The organism is Salibacterium qingdaonense (genome assembly GCF_900114715.1).
Classification (GTDB): domain Bacteria; phylum Bacillota; class Bacilli; order Bacillales; family Marinococcaceae; genus Salibacterium; species Salibacterium qingdaonense.
This window is the reverse complement of the sequence record NZ_FOTY01000029.1, coordinates 12,804-29,207: the sequence shown is the minus strand read 5'-3', so window position 1 is coordinate 29,207 and position 16,404 is coordinate 12,804. Positions and strand designations below refer to the sequence as shown.

The window sequence follows — 16,404 nt, the reverse complement described above, 5'->3', positions numbered from 1 at the left end:
AAACAATCTACGATATTTTGTTCCCAATTCGATATTGATGGATGGTATGAAAAGCTGGGAGACGGCACCTTGGCAGAAGCCATTCTAGACCGTATTGTCCATGATTCGTATGACATTTTTCTTGATGGAAAAGTATCCATGCGGGAACGTTTTGGCGTTCAACAAGAAAAGGAACAGGAAGAGAGCAACGCTCTCTTGTAGAAACAATAATGAAAAACGGGTGAAACCACAAAAATACTGGTTTCACCCGTTTTTTGAAAGTGGTAAAAAGCACCGCATAAAGTGGTACATTTATCCGCAAAAGGTGGTAAAAAAGATGGCATAAGTGGTAAAAGTCGTCCGCCGTACTCACAGAAAACAATGAAATTGGTAAAATATCCTGATTCGGGTATCGAGGTGGAATTTGTGAACGTAAAAGATTATAAACTTCAGCTCTGCGACGGGCGTGACCCATGGGCGTATCAAGGCGGTTCCCCGGCGTGTCATTTAGAAAATGGAGGAGGCGGATGATTATAGTATCGGCACGCCGATTTTTCAGGGATCGTTTCATCATTATCTGGTTATTGAAAATCAGTTAAAGCCGGTCGCAGGTTGTTTCAGGGTCTATCCGCACCTGGATATGTCTTTGTGCATGACTTCCATTTTAATGTAGAAAAAGGAGCTGGTGGTTGAAGAGATTCCAGCAAAAGTAGTGATCCTGCCGGGAAAGTGGTGTATATGCAGGACTGTTTGAAAATAAAGAATGTTTCTTCGTGTTAAAGAACCGTTCGACATAAATGGTGAATAAAGGAAGGTAAAAAGATGAGTAGTCATTACTGGCAGCAGGTCAAAGAGCGGATAGACTGGCCCGTTCTTTCCATCAGCGGGGGATTGTTAACGGCATTTGTGCTTGTTGCGCTTATTAACGTTGACGCCGTAGCACAATTTGTATCATCCGGGTTTAATTTTTCTGTTAATTATTTTGATGTGTACTGGCAGCTTCTTCTGCTGGCTACATTTTTCGTTGGGGTATTTCTCGCGGTATCGAAGTACGGCAAAGTGAAACTGGGGAAAAAGAACACCCCGGAAATGAGCATGTTTAAGTGGACGTCTATTATTATCGTATCGGGGCTGGGCGCGGGCGGCGTCTTCTGGGCGGCGGCTGAGCCGATGTATTATTTCATGGAAGTGCCGCCGATGCACAGCGGTATTGAGGCGAAAACAGCGGATGCCATCGCACCGGCGCTGGCACAGAGCTACATGTCCTGGGGTTTCACGGCATGGGCCCTGTACGGGGCGGTCAGTGCTTTGATCATCATGTACGCCCATTACAATAAAGGAATGTCCCTGAAGCCGCGGACGATGCTGTACCCGATTTTCGGCGATAAGCTCGAGACGAGCAAATGGGGATCGGTTATTGACGCGTTCTGTATCATTGCAGCGGCCGCCGGAACCATCGGACCGATTGGATTTCTCGGCCTTCAGGTCAGTTACGGCCTGAATGCGCTGTACGGAATTCCGGATGTGTTTGCGACCCAGATGATTGTTATTGGAGCGTTGATCGCGATTGTCATTATTTCGGCGGTAACGGGGATTCATAAAGGGATTCAGCGTCTGAGCCGTTTAAATGTATGGACCGCCATTATCGTTGCAGGCTTTCTGGTCGTTTTTGGTGCCGGAGGGTTTATCATTAACTCGTTTGTTTCGTCGTACGGCACGTATCTGACCGAGTTTATGAATATCCATACCCACCGGCAGGATCAAGAATGGCTCGGCTTCTGGATGTTGTTTTTCTTCGGCTGGTTTATCGGTTTCGGCCCGCTTGTCGCGATTCTGGTGGCGCGGATTTCAAGAGGAAGAACGATCCGTCAGGTGTTTGTGGCTGTATCTATTTTGACAGCAGTCACTTCAAATTTCTGGTTCACCGTCGTCGGAGGATCCGGCATCCATTATGAAATGGAGAATCCCGGCTCTGTCAGCGGCCCGTTGAATGAAGCCGGCCTCCCTGCTGCCATGATCGCGGTGACCCAGCAGATGCCGCTGGCGTGGCTGATGCCGACGGTCTTTCTGATTATGACGATTTTATTCGTGGTCACAACGGCCGACTCGATGTCGTACTCGATGTCCATGGGAGTGACGGGGGAAGAAAATCCTCCGAAATCAGTCCGCGTTTTTTGGGCCCTTATTATGGGAATCATAGCGGTTATTCTGATTAATATCGGAGAAGGCGGAATTGATGCGCTGCAGTCGTTCGTCGTTATCGCCGCGATTCCGGTATCGATTATTATGCTGCCTGTGCTGTGGCTGGCTCCCAGGGTGGCAAAGCAGATGGCAGTGGAGCAGGGGATTGAAGGATTGGAAGAAAAAAAGCAATCGGAACAGGCGGACCCCGACCCCGGGATAACCAAATAATCATATCGTGGAACGGGGGTTTCTGGATGAAGGCAGGACACGCTTTGGTCCCGGCGGCCTGACTCTCCTTTTATGAAGAGCAAACTGCTATCCAGGTAGATAAAGTCGGGGATTGAAGCGGAGATGGGGAGAATCGATCAGGAAATTCGGAGAATCGATCGAGAAATCGGGAGAATCAATCGAGAAATACAGGAATCGCCTGAGAATTGATCGAGAAATAACACAATCAATCAGGAAATCACGAGAATCGATCGAAAAAAACCCCGATGCCGCGAACGTCATATGCGTGCATCGGGGTTTCCTTTATTTTTCTCCTAAGAACGAACCGCTGCTTTCCTCGTAATCTGCCAGATGAAGAAAAAGACAAGTGGGATCAACAGCACGGCGGCTGTGATGGAAAGGACACCTGTCACCGCTCCTGATTGCAACGATAATAGTATGGAGAGCGCCTCGATGGATTCGAAGCCCCATAACATATCAGAGACGGCTGTGAGAGCAATCCCTCCTGCTGCAAATCCTATGCCGGGAAGCCATCCGTAGCGGTGAAATCCTGCTCCGATCAGCCAGCCGACGAAGTGATGCATGATCAGATTGAGAAAACAGACAGGAAGGGCAGCAGCCATGCCGATATCCAGGCTCATGAAAGTACTCGTGTTTATCATCGAAGTATTCATCGCAGCGTACTGAATGCCTGTAAGAACCCCGGCGGCGGCAGTCAGACCGGCCGCAAGCAGCACAGCCGTTACCGCATTGGCGGTAAGAAACTGCCTCCGCGTCACCCCCAGCTTGATGTACGTATCCAGAAACGAGTAAGAAAGAAAAATCGCAATCACGAGCATAAACAGTTTTGCCGGCTCGTAGAAAAAGGTCAGGAAGTTTGCGGGAGTAATCCCATGTGCGGCAACGACAATCATGACAATGTATAACGCAGCGATGGCAGCCAGCAGCGAGACGGCCCATGTTGCCTGTTTTCTGAATAGATCAGCGGTCAGCTTCCATTGCATGTTTTTCACCGTCATTCTCCTCCTTCGTTTTGTGTATAAATAAATCCTGAAGAGACACCGGTGCGATGTCCAGGCCCTGTTCCTGCGCCTGGCGCTGTTTTTCTTCCGATAGTTCCCCTTGAACCATCACCGATGCCGTACCGCCGAGGCGTTGGACATTCAGCTGCGTCAAGTCCTGCGTGAAGGCTTCCACCAGGTCGGTTCCGCCGGTAATCCAGGCTCCCCATTTCATCGGTTCTCCATTTGTTTCGTGCAAAACAAGCCGACCTTCGTGAATCATGACGATGTCATCGAACAGATAGTCCATTTCCGATACGAGGTGGGTCGATAGAATCATCGTGCGCGGGGACCTGGCCTGGTCTTCCAGCACTTCTTCGTAAAAAATCTCCCGGGACGGGGCATCCATTCCGGTGTAGGCTTCATCAAAAATGGTGACCGGCGACCGCGCGGCAAGCCCGAGAATGACCTGCAGGGCAGACTGCATGCCTTTGGAGAGCTGCTGGACAGGCTTATCCAGGGGAAGCTGGAAACGCTCCGCCAGATGCCGGGCATAAGCCTTGTCAAAATGGGGGCGGTAACGGGAGGTCCGCTCGATAAGATGTTCTGGTTTATCACTTTCATACTTATAATCCACATCAAAAATATAGGAGACATGGGGCATGATCCGCGGATTGTCAAAGGGCGTGACGCCATCGATTTGAATCGTTCCGGACGTTGGCTGCCGGAACGAAGCCAGAAGGGAAAGCAGGGATGTTTTTCCGGCTCCGTTTCGTCCAATCAGTCCATACACTTTTCCTTGCTCCAAATGAAAAGATACATTTTGAAGCGCCTTCGTCTTCTTATAGGTCAGGGAAACGTTTTTGAATAACACATCAAATGTCATCGTTATTTCTTCCTTTCGCGTGCTGGATGAGCGTATTCACTTCTTCCTCCGAGAGCTGCAGGTTGCGTGATTCTTCCACCATCGGAAGAATGTAATCATGAAAAAAAGCATTCTTGCGTTTTTCTGTTACTTTCGATTTGGCGCCTGCTGCGACAAACATGCCGACCCCTCTCTTTTTGTAGATGATTCCATCGTCCACCAGTAAATTGATCCCCTTGGCTGCTGTCAGGTGATTGATTTTGTAAAACTGCACAAGTTGGTTGGTGGAAGGAATCTGGTCTTCTTCCTGGAGCTGGTCATTTACAATCTGGTCTTCGATGCGGTCCCGTATCTGCTGAAAAATCGGTTTGCCGCCCTCAAGCCCCTTACTCACTGGAAACTCACCACCTTTGTAGCGCCTGCTGTTATATGGTTATATAGTTATGTATATGAGTATAACACAAAAACGTTCCTTGTAAATAGCCGGATGTATCGTGTGAACCGATGCAGCAGTTTTGAGAATCGATGCAGAAAAGCGGAGAATTGATCAAGAAATCGAGAGAAACAATCGAGAAAAACCGAAATCGCCCGGGAATTGATGCAGAAATAACAGTATCGATCGAGAAATCCGGAGAATTGATGGAGAAATACGCGGAAACGATGCAGAACGCTTTGGGGTTATATAGAAAAAACCCCGATGCCGCGGTGTGGAGAATCGAAGCGGAAAAGTGGGGGATCGATCGGGAAAAGCGGAGAATTGATCAAGAAATCAGGAGAAACAATCGAGAAAAACAGAAATCGCCCGGGAATTGATGCAGAAATAACAGCATCGATCGAGAAATCCGGAGAATTGATGCAGAAATACGCGGAAGCGATGCAGAATGCTCTGGGGTTATATAGCAAAAACCCCGATGCCGCGGTTCGGAGAATCGAAGCAGAAAAGTGGGGGGAGCGATCGGGAAAAGCGGACAATTGATCAAGAAATCGAGAGAAACAATCGAGAAAAACAGAAATCGTCCGGGAATTGATGCAGAAATAACAGTATCGATCGAGAAATCCGGAGAATTGATGGAGAAATACGCGGAAGCGATGCAGAACTCCCCGGAATCCTATAGAAAAAACCCCGATGCAGCCTAAAACTGCATCGGGGTTTGACGATTAGGTGGCTGCCATGCCGCCGTCGACGCGGTACTGGCTGCCGCTGATAAATTTACTTTCATCGGAGGCAAGGAAGAGAACGAGGTTGGCGATATCCTGGCTTTCGCCATAGCGGGCAAGCGGGATCGCTTCGGTCTGTTCTTCTTTGGCCGCTTCGGCGTCTTCCGGATTCATGCCTTGTTCCAGCGAACGCATCATACGGGTGTTGACCGGAGACGGATGGACAGAGTTGACGCGGATATTATGAGGCGCGCCTTCCAGAGCAGCAGTCTTGGTCAGCCCGATGACACCGTGTTTCGATGTAACGTAAGGTGCCACGCCTGGCGATCCCATGAGTCCCGCGACCGATGACATGTTGATGATGCTGCCGCTGTCTTGCTCGTTCATGTGCGGCATGACGTGTTTCAGGCCGAGGAATACGCCCCGTACGTTGACGCCCATCACTTTATCAAAATCTTCGACCGACTGTTCTGTAATCGGTGCGACTTTGCCTTCGATGCCGGCGTTATTGAAGAATATATCGATGCGGCCGAAGGAATCGATGGTTTTTTGAACATAATGCACGACTTCATTTTCATTCGTCACATCGGCGGTGACGGTCAGCACATCACCGAATTCTTTCAGCTCGTCTTTTGCCTGCTGGAGTGCCTCTTCATTCATGTCCACCAGCGCGACATCGGCCCCTTCTTTCAGAAAAAACTCGGCCGTCTTTTTACCGATGCCGCCGCTTCCGCCTGTAATTAAAGCTTTCATGTTCTGTAAGCGTCCCATCTCTATCCCCGCCCTTTCTTATATAAGTATAATAATTAGTTTCCCCGTCCTTCTGCTTATTAAACACAGTACGAAAGAAGAAGAATATTCTAAAAAACACCCGGCCGATGTTTCATAAAACGGCCGGGTGTTTCTCTGTCATCAAACTTAAGCTTCTTTGGCAGTGGTATTCACCGTATTCTTCTCGTCTTTCTTTTCCAGCAGATGACCGCCTTGTTCAGAGAGATAGCCGAGCACAGCGCCGAACACCAGGCCGATGACCGAGCCGGTGAAGTCAAAGCCCGCGGCAAAGTACGTCGAACAGCCGACAAAAGCGCCCGGGATGAAGCCGAGCCACGATATTTTTCCCTGCCAGCACATCCCGGCTGCACCGACGGCAACGCCTGCGCCGAGTCCGGCGGTCGGCCCGATGACGGGGCCCAGCAGACCGGATATGCCGACGATGATGGCGCCCCAGATGACCCCGCTGAAGTTCAGTATCAATGTCGTTTTCAAGCCTTCTGCTTTCCCTCCGGCCGCGTAAAAGCTGGCCCAGGACAGGAATCCAGCGTACGTGATAAGTCCTGCCAAACTGCTTCCGATCGTCCATAATCCAGCCAGTATACCTACACTGATTCCAACCGTTGTACTGAATTTCATGGATTCGTTCCTCCTTCAGATTTTAATAACAGGGCGGCGGTTTCCCGATGGAACATACCGGCCGCCCTAAGGAAACAGCGTCAGGTGCTGATGTCCTTAAATGCCTGTGCCTGGTCTTTAATGCCTGTTTCAGCGGCAAACCGCTCGATACTTGATGCGCCGAAGAATCCGGCGATCCCGTCGACCTTCGAAATGACGTAGGAGGCGTCTTCGGGTTCTGCGATCGGACCGCCGTGGCAGATGACAAGAATGTCGGGGTTAACCGCCCGCCCGGCTTCGATAATGCCTTTGATCCGTTCGACGCAGTCATCGAGGGACAACGCGGTTTGGGCGCCGATGGTTCCTTTTGTCGTGAGCCCCATGTGCGCGACCAGGATGTCGGCGCCGGCTTCTGCCATCTGACGGGCCTGTGTTTCGTCAAACACATACGGTGTCGTCAGAAGGTCCAGTTCATGCGCCTGCTTGATCATATCAACTTCGAGGTCATATCCCATCCCGGTTTCTTCCAGATTGGCGCGGAAGTTTCCGTCAATCAGGCCGACGGTGGGGAAGTTCTGCACCCCGTTGAAGCCCTGATCTTTCAACTGTTTCAAAAAGGAAGGCATCACTTTAAATGGATCGGTTCCATTTACTCCGGCAAGTACCGGCGTATCCTTCACAACAGGCAGAACTTCATTTCCCATTTCCATCACAATCTGGTTGGCGTCGCCGTAAGCGAGAACGCCGGCAAGCGATCCTCTTCCGGCCATTCTGTACCGGCCGGAGTTATACACGATCAGCATATCGGCTCCGCCGTTTTCACTGCTTTTGGCGGTCATACCGGTGCCGGCGCCGACACCAAGAAGAATACGGCCCTGGTTCAATTCCTCGTGAAAACGTGTCATGATCTTATTTCGTGTCAGCATGTTCTTTCTCTCCTTCAGCTTTTTTCATGTGGTTGTGTAATGTGTCGGCCGCGGCTTTTGCGAACGATTCACTGTTAATGTCTGTGTCCATTTCGATCCATTCGACGCGGTTGGTATCGACGTGTTCTCTTAATGTGCGGAACAGCACCGCATCTTCTTCGCTTCCGTGAAACGGCTGTCCGGGAACATCAATGCTTGATATGCCGCGGGTGGGAAGCAGGAAGGTCGCCGCCTGCTGCGCCTGGTTCAGTTTCCCGGCGATGATTTTTCCGATATCTTCATTTTCCTGTACATTCGTCCGCATTAACGTCGTAGTCGGGTTGTGTTTGTAAAAGGTGCGTCCTGCAAACTGCTCCGGCACGGTGTCGTATGGTCCGAAGTTCACCATATCGAGTGCCCCGGCTGACACGACCTGCGGGATGCCACGTGCTGAAGCTGCTTCAAGCCGGTGGGGACCGGCCGCGAGAATACCGCCGACATGTTCGTCGGCCCATTCCGTTGTCGTTACATCGAGCACGCCGTCAATGAATCCGTTTGCAATTAAATGCTCCATCGTCCGGCCTCCGATTCCGGTCGCGTGAAAGATTAATACTTCATATCCATAATCTTCGAGAACGGCTTTCGCATGATTGATGCACGGAGTGGTGACACCAAACATTGTCGCGGCGATCAGTGGTTTATCTTTTTCGGACGAAGTGGTTTCTGATGACACCATGCCCGTGACCGCTGCGGCCGCATTAGCGAATACGTTTTTGGAAATGACATTAAGGCCTGCCACATCGACAATCGAAGGGATCATCATAATATCGCTGATGCCGACGTATGGCTCGGTGTTGCCCGAAGCGACCGTGGAGACCATCACTTTCGGCACGCCGATCGGAAGCTCCTGCATCCCGCTTGTTACAATCGACGTTCCGCCGGATCCGCCGAGGGAAATGATACCGTCAAACCGCCCCTCCTCGTACAGGGCCGGCAGATAAGTCTTCATGCCTTTGGACAAGTATTCCGTCGCATAGGCCCGGTCCTGCTTTGCTGTGACCGCGTGGATATCTTCACCGGCGGACGCCACAATGTCGGCGTTTGAAATGTCAGGGGTGAACATCGGCTCAAACACTCCCGTATGAATCATCAGGGTGTCGAACCCGGCCGACTCAATCTGTTCTTTCACATAGAGAAATTCCTGTCCCTTTGAATCAAATGTCCCCGCTACCGCAATTGTTTTCAAATCGTCTCCTCTCCTTTCAGCAACCCGGGGTTGGAAAAATAAAAGCATTACCATGGATGCTTAATGAAATGATAACGCTTTCTTTTCGGTATTATAATGTTGTTTTGTATGGTTCTTTTGTCGTTAGGTAAGGTGTTGAAACTGAGCAGGGGACATCCCGGTGTATTTTTTGAAGATTTTGCTGAAATGAAAATAGTCCTGATACCCTGTCATTTCGGCGACGGCGTGGAGCGGAAGGTTATCGGTCTGGATGATTTCTTTCGCCCGGCTGATGCGGAATTCAATCAAGTACTGTTTGAACGGCAGTCCCATTTCCTGCTTGAACAGGCTGCTTAAATGGGGGCGCGTGACGTTCAGCATCTGCGCGAGTTCCTGCATCGTAATGTCGTACATGTAATACGACCGGATATACGTTTTGACAAAACTGACGTATTCCGCCCGGCTGCCCATGCCGTTCATGATTTTCTGGATGAGTTCTTCGTACTGAAAATCGCTCGTCTGCTTGAAGGATTCCGTGATCATCGTGAAAGTCTCTTCGGTTGGAATCCGCTCGAATACCGATCCGCCGATGTAACCTGTAATGTCCGTGCCGTCGTACATAAACTGGACGTCGATCGGTTTATTCACAGGTCCGCCGTAAATCATTTGAATCACGTTTGGATTTACGCGTGTGCAGGACTCGAAGATGCGGACGGTTTTCTGCTTGGCGGACTGGAGCGAGAGGATTTTTTTCGAGCCTAACGCACCGCCCTCTGTCAGTCCCAGATGCACGCATATCACGTCAGCTCCAGCACGAGCCATGTCCACCGCCTGGGTTTCATTGAAAACAAACGCTACCGTAAACAGCTCTTTTTCACTTGCGATTCGTATCGCTTCGACTTCTTTATCAAACGTAATCCCTCGTTCTTCCAGAGCTTCGCCGAATACACCGTCGATATGCCCGACACTCGGGAAATTATTCACACCGGAAAAGCCGGTTTGCTTGATCCGCTCGATATAATCTTCCAGATGAATGGTTGGATCGGTGGCGCACAGGCCGAAAAAGATAGGAATATCCCGGGCGATGGGGAGAAGCTCCGTGGATGCGAAATGCATCACGACGTCATTGCTGTTGGCATACGCCATAAATCCGGCGAGGGAGCTGACACCCATCTGCCGGAAACGTCCGGAACTTAACGCCAGCAGAAAATCCGCGCCGCCTTTTTCAACATTTTTGGCGGTCAGGCCGGAACCGGCGGCCACACCGATCAGCTGCTTGTTCGTTCGTATCTGCTGGTGAAGTTTGGTTAACGTGGCTTCTTTCTTACTCATCAGACCCATTCCCCCGGGTTTCGTTTTGACAGGTCACGGCGTACGGCCGGTGAAGTCTTAAGAAATACGGCATATGCTTCATCATAAAGCGCGCGCACGTCCGGATTCGGTTCATACACCTCGGCCGCCCGCGGATACAGGTGGTCGTCGGCGAACGCTTCGTATCCACTCGACCAGCCGAGGGAGCAAAAAGCAGTGGCGGCCGTGCCGAGGGCGGTCAGGTAACCGCTCTCTTCCGGGACGCGCACCTTCTGCCCGGTGATATCGGCAAGAATCCGGCACCATGCGCTGCTGCGGGTGCCGCCGCCGATCAGCGTGATGCTGCCGGGAACGCCGCCGGTGAGGGATTCGGCGATATAGCGGAGGGAAAACGTGAGCCCTTCCACGACAGCGCGCATCATATCGTCTCTCGTCGTATCCGGCCGGATGCTGTAGTAGGTGCCGGACAGGCCGGAGTCCTGTACCGGAAACCGCTCGCCGTGCAGGTACGGCAGAAACAGCACGCCGCCTGCACCGGGGCGGGCGGCTGCGATGGTTTCATGAAAGGCGTCGTACGAATCATCCGGCATATAGATCTGTTTGGCCCAGTCGTACACACTGCCGGCGTTCAGGAGCGGAGCGATGGCAATATAGCGGTCCGGTACGAGGTGAGGCAGGGTGAAAACGCCGTCCGACGCGGCGTCCGGCTCCTGCACGGGCACCGCGGTCCATCCGGTCGTGCCGATATAAAAATAGCTGTCGCGTTCCTGAACAGCCCCCGCTCCCATTGTAGCGGATCCGGCATCCCCGGCGCCGCAGAGGACAGGGGTTCCGGAGGCGAGTCCCGCTGGCATCCCGTCTGTGACGACACCTGCCGTATCATCGGGTTCGTGCAGCCGGGGCAGGGCGAAACGGTCCGCTCCGAGCGCTTCCAGGACGTTCGGGTGCCACGCTTTGCGTCTGATATCCATAAGTCCTGTCGTCGCGGCCGTTACGGTATCGGTGCAGACGGCTCCGGTCAGTTTATAGATAATATAATCTTTGGCGCTGAACACGACAGTCGCCGCCGCTTCCCCCTGCAGGGCGAGCTGGCGCAGTTTGGCGGCGGGAGTGGAAGCCGCGGCGGCATTGGAAGTAATGCCTGCAAGTTCCGGCAGCTCCTCCCGGATCCAGGCCGCTTCCTCCGCGGCGCGCATATCAGAGTACAGTATGGCGCGGTCCGCCGTACCGTCTTCGCCAATGAAGATGACATCTTCCATCTGCCCGGTCAGCGTCACCATCTGGATCGTCTCCGGCGAGATCCGAAGCCGGTAGAACCAATCGTCAGTGATAGTTTTCACCCCGGCCCACCATTCCTCCGGGTTTTGCTCGATGCGCCCGTCCCCGGGTTCCCGGGTCGTCACCGGAATGCTCCGTTCGGCGTCGACCGCGCCGTTTTTTCGCATTAATAATCCTTTCACCGCCGACGTTCCGATATCAAAAACCGCAATTCTATCCATGACTGTCCGCTCCTTCTTCTCATCTCTTAAGAAAATCGTAATACATCCTGCCATGGAAAGAAAGACGGTATCAAAAAAAGCCCGGTATCTCCTTCGGGGGGATACCGGGTGCGTGTACGTTCAGCTGAAGTAGCTGGAGAGGAATTCGGTTGTTTGTTCCGGTGTTTTGGCGTCGGCGCTGTGGAGATGGCCGATTTTTTCCCCGTCTTTGAATACGAGCAGGCTCGGAATGCCCATTACTTCATATTGTTCGGCGAGATCCGGAAAGTTATCCCGGTTGATTTCGTAAACAGGAAGCTGCTCAAATTCCTCTTCCACCTCCGGAAAGAACGCATCCATTCTGTGGCAGTCCGGGCACCATCCGGCTGTGAATTTAATAATCACGTTGTCCGATGAGGCAATCGTCGACTGAAACTGTTCCAATTCCTGAATGGTCTGAGTCATGTATAATCCTCCTTTGTTTTCTTAGGCTGAAATCCATGATAACACAGCACCCCGGCCGATGATATTCAGGCAAACTATAATAAAAGTCTTTCCTGAGGGAATTCTTTTTAAGAGAAAGTATGATAAAATGGATGCAAAAGGAAGAGGGGTGGCGCGCACATGAGAGACGTATTGATTTTCGACATGGATGGGACACTGTTTGACAGCAGGCAGCTGCTGAACCAAGCGATTGATAATACCCTGCAGTACGCAGTGGAGCAGGACCTCCACGAACATAAAGGCTGGACGGAAGCGGACCGGGTCGCGGTGATCGGTCTTCCGTTTTATGACGCGTTCCAGTGGCTGCTTCCGGAGGCATCCGCGGAGACGCTCGAGATGCTCGAGCCGGTGCTCGACCGTTTTATTCTTCATGAGATGGATAACGGGGAAGGCAGCCTGTACGAAGGAGTTCCCGGGACGTTGCAGCAGCTGAAGGACGAAGGGTACCGCCTGTATGTCGCAAGCAACGGCAACGCCGAATACGTCCCGTCGGCCATTGAACGGGAAGGGCTCACGGATTTGTTTGAAGGGATTTATTCCGTGCAGCAGTACCAGGCCGTCAGCAAAGTCAATCTCGTGCGCCTCATCCTCGATGACGCGGGCAGAGACGCGGTCATGATCGGCGACCGCGCCTCCGATATTGAAGCCGGAAAGGAAAACGGGCTGCCCGTCATCGGCTGCCGCTTCGGCTTTGGCAGTGAAGAAGAAGTCTCCATTGCCGACGAACTCGTCGATGAGTTTTCCGGCATCCCGGCTTTACTGAAAGAAAAACAACTCTAGAAGAATTGCACCGGACCTCGCTTAAGGGGTCCGGTTTTTTTATGGGATCGGTGGAGTGATGCAATGCGGGCCCGTATCGATGCAGAATCGTAAAGAATCGATCGGGAAAATGAGAGAATCAATCGAGAAAAGCGGAGAATCGATCAAGAAAATCGGAAAAGGGCCGAGAATCGATGCAGAAATGCCCGGATCGATCGGAAAATCCGGAGAATCGATGTAGATCGCCTGTCAGCACATCCTGTGCTGCGGTCAGGATTTATTTTTCAGAATGTTGTTGACGAGAATGATTTTCAATTATACAATGCGGTTAATATTGAAAATCATTATCAATTAATATAGGAGGATTTATCATGAAAACACTTGTACGGATGATTCCGTTATTATTTCTGCTGCTGGCCGCAGCCTGCGGGACCGAAGAGGACGAAACGTCAGGGGAGGCGTCAGGCAGTGAAGGCGACGGCGGATCCGGCGCTGAAGAAACGAGAACCGTGGAGCACGCGATGGGGGAGACAGAGATAGAAGGCACACCGGAGAAAGTCGTTACGCTGTATCAAGGGGCAAATGACACGGCGGCCGCGCTTGGCATAGAACCGATCGGCATCGTCGAGTCGTGGACGGAGCAGCCGGTGTACAAATACTTACGCGATGACCTGGAAGGCACCGAGATTGTCGGGCAGGAAACACAGCCGAACCTGGAGAAAATCGCCGAGATGGATCCGGACGTCATTATTTCGACCATCACGCGCCATGAAGACATATATGAAGACTTGTCGGCCATTGCCCCGACCGTGGTTGGACAGGAAGTATACGAATGGAAAGAGACGCTCGGTTTGATGGGACGGACGCTGGACATGCAGGACGAAGCCGACCAGCTGCTGGCTGATTACAACGAGCGTGTCGACACCTTTAAGGAAAAAATGGGTGACGAGCTTCCGATGGAAGCATCGATCACGAATTTCCGCGCTGACCATGCCCGAATTTTTTACATGGGCTTTGCCGGCCGGGTGCTGGACGATGCGGGATTTGAACGGCCGGAAGGACACGCCAACCCGGACGAATGGGGCATAAAGCTGTCCTCTAAAGAAAGCATTCCGGAAGCCGACGCGGAAGTGATTTTTAACTTCAATTCCGGCACGGAGACCGAGCAGATTGAACAGACGTATGAAGAATGGACCAGCCATCCGCTCTGGCAGGAGCTTGAAGCCGTTCAGAATGACCAGGTGCACATGGTGAAAGAAGAGACATGGAATGCCGGCGGCGGAGTGATCGCAGCGAACCGGATGGTGGATGATCTGTACGAAATCTTTGATGTGGAAGAAGAGTAAGGAAGAAAAAAGGATGACGTGTGATGACGGTGTTGCAAGACAGAAAAGGTTTTGTGTTACTGCTCCTTTGTACGGGGCTTCTGCTGGCGTTTGCGGCCAGCCTGGTGTTTGGACAGACGCCGATAACGATGGAACAGGCGGCGCAGTCTTTTCTGTCTTATAACGATGATTCGACAGAGCACATCGTCGTCCGGTCGGACCGGCTCCCGCGCGCGGTCATTGCTTCTGTGACCGGAGCGTCGCTTGCGGTGGCGGGAGCGCTCATGCAGGCGCTGACGAGAAATCCGCTCGCTTCTCCGAGTATTTTCGGGATTAACCAGGGCGCGATATTCACGGTCGTCATCGGTGTTGTGTTCTTTTCCGCCTCGTCGCTTCTGTCCTTAATGGGACTCGCTTTCGCCGGAGCGGCTGTGGCAGCGGTTATTGTCTATTTTCTCGGTTCGATTGGGCGCGACGGCCTCACACCGGTAAAAATTGTTCTCGCCGGGGCGGCGATCAGCGCGTTGTTTCAGTCGTACACCCAGGGGATTCTCGTGCTCGATGAGGCGGGACTGCAGGATGTGCTGTTCTGGCTTGCCGGTTCCGTGAGCGGACGGACGCTTGAGATGCTGCTGCCGCTCCTCCCCTTTATCATCACAGCCCTTGCGGCAAGTCTGCTGATCGGCAGAGCCGTAAACCTGCTTGTGACCGGCGACGACATCGCCAAAGGTATGGGGCAGCACGTAGCTGCGCTGAAAGCGTTCATGGGTGTGTTGATTGTGTTCCTTGCCGGCAGTTCGGTCGCTGTTATCGGGGCGGTCGGTTTCATCGGCCTGGTGATTCCGCACATCGCCCGCTTTTTTGCCGGCAACGATTACCGCTGGCTGCTTCCCTATGCCGCTCTGCTTGGGGCGGTGCTCCTGACGGCGGCGGATGTCGTGGCACGCCTTCTGATCATGCCGCAGGAAGTACCGATTGGAGTGATGACCGCCATCATCGGCGGACCGTTCTTTGTATTCATCGCAAGAAAAGGGGTGTCCAGCGTATGAAACGGCTTGGAAACGCTCCCCTTGGTACCTTTTCGCTGAAGACGCGGACGAACCGGGTGCTCCTGCTGCTGTTTCTTGCGGCCGTGGCCGCCTGTATGCTCGGGCCGTCGCTTGGCAATACGATGCTGTCCCCGCTTGAGGTGATCCGCGCGATGGCCGGGGATGGAGAAGGGGCAAATGAATTTATTGTCATGAATTCGAGGATGCCGCGCACCCTTGTCTCGATTCTTGTCGGAGCGGCCCTCGGAGTATCCGGGGCGCTGCTGCAGGGGGTTGTCCGTAATCCGCTGGCTGCCCCCGATATTATCGGCGTGACCGGAGGAGCGTCGGTGGCGGCAGTTGCGTTTTTAACGTACACCTCCGGCAGTGTCAGCATCGGCTGGCTTCCGGGTGCAGCGGTCACAGGAGCGCTCGTTGTTGCGTCGCTCACGTATTCGCTTGCGTGGAAAAAAGGAGTGACACCAATCCGGCTCGTCTTGATCGGCATCGGAATCGCGGCGGTCATGAGTGCGCTCACGACCTTTATGATCGTTGTCAGTTCGAAGGTTACCGCCTCCTCGGCGTACCTGTGGCTGACCGGCAGTATTTACGGCGCGTCGTGGGAGGATATTTTTGCGATGCTTCCGGTTGTGCTGGTGCTGACTCCGGCGGCCCTTCTGTTAGCCGGCAGCCTGAATGCGCAGCAGTTCGGAGATGACACGGCTTCGGGTCTCGGTGTAAGAATCCAGGTCCACCGCTTTATTCTGCTCTTTATCAGCGTTGTTCTTGCCGGTACGGCGGTGGCTGCCGCGGGTGCGATCGGATTTGTCGGGTTAATCGCGCCGCACATTGCCAGGACGCTGATCGGGCGCACATTCGGACCGGTTATTGCCGCCTCGGCGTTTGTCGGTGGTCTGCTCCTTTTTGGGGCGGATCTTGCAGCCCGAACGATCTTTTATCCGGTTGATGTGCCGGCCGGCGTGTTTACCGCCGCGGTGGGCGCTCCGTTTTTCCTGTTTCTCCTGTACCGGAACCGAAACCATTTTTGAGCGGATTGTCTTCTAT

The 16,404-nt window shown here is 52.7% G+C and carries 20 protein-coding genes; 10 read left to right on the top strand and 10 right to left on the bottom strand.

What is annotated here, in order from left to right:
* Positions 1-201: ATP-binding protein (locus BM058_RS15290; RefSeq protein WP_177195588.1), on the top strand; the 201-nt coding region annotated here is incomplete at its 5' end.
* A 600-nt stretch (positions 202-801) separates the two neighbouring features.
* A complete protein-coding gene (locus BM058_RS15280; RefSeq protein WP_090928071.1) occupies positions 802-2,391 on the top strand; it encodes a BCCT family transporter in 1,590 nt (529 codons plus the stop codon).
* A gap of 314 nt (positions 2,392-2,705) precedes the next feature.
* On the opposite strand, the gene BM058_RS15275 is transcribed toward BM058_RS15280, so the two are convergent.
* Genes BM058_RS15275 through BM058_RS15265 form a run of 3 tightly spaced genes read right to left on the bottom strand, consistent with a single transcriptional unit; the run spans position 2,706 to position 4,651 of the window.
* Positions 2,706-3,404 carry a hypothetical protein gene (locus BM058_RS15275; protein WP_090928069.1) on the bottom strand — a complete coding sequence of 233 codons (699 nt, stop codon included), beginning with the start codon at positions 3,402-3,404 and terminating at the stop codon, positions 2,706-2,708.
* Complete coding sequence (locus BM058_RS15270) at positions 3,373-4,278, bottom strand: ABC transporter ATP-binding protein (protein WP_090928067.1); 906 nt, start codon at positions 4,276-4,278, stop codon at positions 3,373-3,375. The genes BM058_RS15275 and BM058_RS15270 overlap by 32 nt, the downstream gene beginning before the upstream one ends.
* The gene (locus tag BM058_RS15265) at positions 4,268-4,651 is read right to left on the bottom strand and encodes a GntR family transcriptional regulator (protein ID WP_090928065.1); all 384 of its coding nucleotides are present in this window, start codon (positions 4,649-4,651) and stop codon (positions 4,268-4,270) included. Before BM058_RS15265 ends, BM058_RS15270 begins: the two co-directional genes overlap by 11 nt.
* Positions 4,652-4,782: 131 nt before the next feature.
* Between BM058_RS15265 and BM058_RS15260 the strand changes: the two genes are divergently transcribed.
* The 3 genes from BM058_RS15260 to BM058_RS18380 are packed head-to-tail and all read left to right on the top strand — an operon-like array spanning position 4,783 to position 5,394.
* The gene (locus BM058_RS15260) at positions 4,783-5,070 is read left to right on the top strand and encodes a hypothetical protein (RefSeq protein WP_090928063.1); all 288 of its coding nucleotides are present in this window, start codon (positions 4,783-4,785) and stop codon (positions 5,068-5,070) included.
* Positions 5,015-5,233, top strand: a complete 219-nt coding sequence (locus BM058_RS18045; protein ID WP_143083044.1) for a hypothetical protein — start codon at positions 5,015-5,017, stop codon at positions 5,231-5,233. Before BM058_RS15260 ends, BM058_RS18045 begins: the two co-directional genes overlap by 56 nt.
* Entirely contained in the window at positions 5,230-5,394 is a 165-nt protein-coding gene (locus BM058_RS18380; RefSeq protein ID WP_177195587.1) for a hypothetical protein, read from the top strand. The genes BM058_RS18045 and BM058_RS18380 overlap by 4 nt, the downstream gene beginning before the upstream one ends.
* 21 nt (positions 5,395-5,415) lie before the next feature.
* Here BM058_RS18380 and BM058_RS15255 read toward each other — a convergent pair whose 3' ends face one another.
* From BM058_RS15255 to BM058_RS15225, 7 genes are all read right to left on the bottom strand, one after another.
* The gene (locus BM058_RS15255) at positions 5,416-6,186 is read right to left on the bottom strand and encodes an SDR family NAD(P)-dependent oxidoreductase (protein WP_090928061.1); all 771 of its coding nucleotides are present in this window, start codon (positions 6,184-6,186) and stop codon (positions 5,416-5,418) included.
* A gap of 147 nt (positions 6,187-6,333) precedes the next feature.
* Entirely contained in the window at positions 6,334-6,825 is a 492-nt protein-coding gene (locus BM058_RS15250) for a DUF1097 domain-containing protein (protein ID WP_090928059.1), read from the bottom strand.
* Positions 6,826-6,905: 80 nt separating this feature from the next.
* Entirely contained in the window at positions 6,906-7,730 is an 825-nt protein-coding gene (locus tag BM058_RS15245) for a phosphoenolpyruvate hydrolase family protein (protein WP_090928057.1), read from the bottom strand.
* Entirely contained in the window at positions 7,714-8,955 is a 1,242-nt protein-coding gene (locus BM058_RS15240; RefSeq protein WP_090928055.1) for a Tm-1-like ATP-binding domain-containing protein, read from the bottom strand. The genes BM058_RS15245 and BM058_RS15240 overlap by 17 nt, the downstream gene beginning before the upstream one ends.
* 123 nt (positions 8,956-9,078) lie before the next feature.
* A complete protein-coding gene (locus tag BM058_RS15235; RefSeq protein WP_090928053.1) occupies positions 9,079-10,266 on the bottom strand; it encodes a phosphoenolpyruvate hydrolase family protein in 1,188 nt (395 codons plus the stop codon).
* Positions 10,266-11,744 carry a xylulokinase gene (locus tag BM058_RS15230; protein WP_177195586.1) on the bottom strand — a complete coding sequence of 493 codons (1,479 nt, stop codon included), beginning with the start codon at positions 11,742-11,744 and terminating at the stop codon, positions 10,266-10,268. The genes BM058_RS15235 and BM058_RS15230 overlap by 1 nt, the downstream gene beginning before the upstream one ends.
* A 120-nt stretch (positions 11,745-11,864) precedes the next feature.
* Positions 11,865-12,188, bottom strand: a complete 324-nt coding sequence (locus BM058_RS15225; RefSeq protein WP_090928049.1) for a thioredoxin family protein — start codon at positions 12,186-12,188, stop codon at positions 11,865-11,867.
* A 159-nt stretch (positions 12,189-12,347) separates the two neighbouring features.
* Between BM058_RS15225 and BM058_RS15220 the strand changes: the two genes are divergently transcribed.
* The 5 genes from BM058_RS15220 (at position 12,348) to BM058_RS15205 (ending at position 16,388) form a co-directional block, all read left to right on the top strand.
* Entirely contained in the window at positions 12,348-13,007 is a 660-nt protein-coding gene (locus BM058_RS15220; protein ID WP_090928047.1) for an HAD family hydrolase, read from the top strand.
* Between the two features lie 79 nt (positions 13,008-13,086).
* Positions 13,087-13,227: a hypothetical protein gene (locus BM058_RS18375; protein ID WP_177195585.1), complete on the top strand. Its 141-nt coding sequence runs from the start codon at positions 13,087-13,089 to the stop codon at positions 13,225-13,227.
* Between the two features lie 130 nt (positions 13,228-13,357).
* Positions 13,358-14,332 carry an ABC transporter substrate-binding protein gene (locus BM058_RS15215; protein WP_090928045.1) on the top strand — a complete coding sequence of 325 codons (975 nt, stop codon included), beginning with the start codon at positions 13,358-13,360 and terminating at the stop codon, positions 14,330-14,332.
* A 23-nt stretch (positions 14,333-14,355) separates the two neighbouring features.
* Positions 14,356-15,360, top strand: a complete 1,005-nt coding sequence (locus BM058_RS15210; RefSeq protein ID WP_090928043.1) for a FecCD family ABC transporter permease — start codon at positions 14,356-14,358, stop codon at positions 15,358-15,360.
* Positions 15,357-16,388 carry a FecCD family ABC transporter permease gene (locus BM058_RS15205; protein ID WP_090928041.1) on the top strand — a complete coding sequence of 344 codons (1,032 nt, stop codon included), beginning with the start codon at positions 15,357-15,359 and terminating at the stop codon, positions 16,386-16,388. The genes BM058_RS15210 and BM058_RS15205 overlap by 4 nt, the downstream gene beginning before the upstream one ends.
* Positions 16,389-16,404: the final 16 nt, after the last annotated feature.